This window comes from Clostridium sp. AF22-10 (assembly GCF_003478725.1).
Classification (GTDB): Bacteria; Bacillota; Clostridia; order Lachnospirales; family Lachnospiraceae; genus Otoolea; species Otoolea fessa.
Genome location: NZ_QUFZ01000067.1, coordinates 1 through 1,521, shown reverse-complemented (window position 1 = coordinate 1,521; position 1,521 = coordinate 1). Strand labels below are relative to the sequence as shown.

Annotated in this window: 1 rRNA gene; it reads left to right on the top strand. The window is 38.5% G+C overall.

Annotated elements, in window-relative coordinates:
* Nucleotides 1-300 (top strand): 23S ribosomal RNA (locus tag DWX91_RS16240); the annotation flags it as partial.
* Between the last annotated feature and the right edge of the window lie 1,221 nt (nt 301-1,521).

The following is a 1,521-nucleotide window of genomic DNA, read 5'->3' as shown; positions in this document are numbered from 1 at the left end:
AGACAGTTCGGTCCCTATCCGGCGCGGGCGTAGGATATTTGAGAGGAGCTGCCCTTAGTACGAGAGGACCGGGGTGGACTGGCCTCTGGTGTATCTGTTGAGCCATCAGGCTCATGGCAGAGTAGCCAAGCCGGGACGGGATAAACGCTGAAGGCATCTAAGCGTGAAGCCCCCCTCAAGATGAGATATCCCATACGCAAGTAGTAAGACCCCTTGAAGACGACGAGGTAGATAGGGCAGAGGTGGAAGCGTAGTAATACGTGAAGCTGACTGTTACTAATCGGTCGAGGGCTTAACCAAAAGGTTATGGTTAAGGATAGGTAAGAGGAAGTTATTTCCTAAAAGGATGAAAGATAGAAGTAGAAGAAATTCAGTGTGCAGTTTTGAAGGTATATAAAGAAGACCGTTGTACAGAAATGTATGGCGGTTTTTTTGTGTAATAGGGAATTCCAAGGAATTTCCTATTACACGCTCTTTTAGACTAAAAAATTATAAACGAAGTAGTCTCTAAAAGAGCATTTCCCCCTTACCCCATAAATTTGTTGATTTTCAAATCTATGCAGCTGATTTTATTTTCATCACATTCAGCTTTGACAGATATTCCTTAAGTTTTTCATAATGGCGTTGCTGGACTGACTTTCGATGTCCTTTACCGGCGACAAACGTTGTTTCATCCAACTGCCAGATTTCTGCGTATTTCGATGCGGCTTCCTTTAAGTATTCTGGCGAGTATTCTGTATTAATACTGAACTTTATCCCCGTGTATTGAAGCTCAAGATTAATTTCCTGAAACAGGGAAGTGAGTTTCTCAAACAGGCGGTATCTGGATTTTTTAGTCGCTTTCTTCCATACCCATTATTAAAATTATATATTATGTACAGTTTTGAAAAATGGCACACCGCAATCTCGTTACTGTAGTGTTTGGAAAGAGAAAAGAGCAAATAGTTGTATATATGATAATAGAAGAAAATGACGCAAAATAAATCAGCAGCATTTCTGCAAGAAGGATCAAAATAAGCTGGTGGGAATGCTGCTGATTTTTTAATCTAGTATGTGCGAAATAAATAGAAATGACAAAATATTCTAAAAAATCACAACAAAATAAAAAGAATAACAAATATAGAAAAATCGTTGACAATCCTTGGAAACTCTGGTATCATAACATACGTCCTTGAGACAAGGGCAAATCAATCGAAGAAATAAGAGCGGAAACGCAAACGGGTTTCTGAGAAAGATTAAAAATAAAATAAAAAAAATTGTTGACAAAGTCAATTGCTTATGATAATATAAATAAGCTGCCGATGAGGCAACAACAAAGAACCTTGAAAACTGAACAGTATGTAAAACCCTGAAAATTCTAAGAACAAAGGCTTTTGGTTAAGCCTTGAAGTTCAAGAGAACATTCAGAACAAAACCAAAACAACAGTAATAACGGTTAAAATTAGCCAAGCGAATTTTGACTGGAATCAAAACTTTAACATGAGAGTTTGATCCTGGCTCAGGATGAACGCTGGCGGCGTG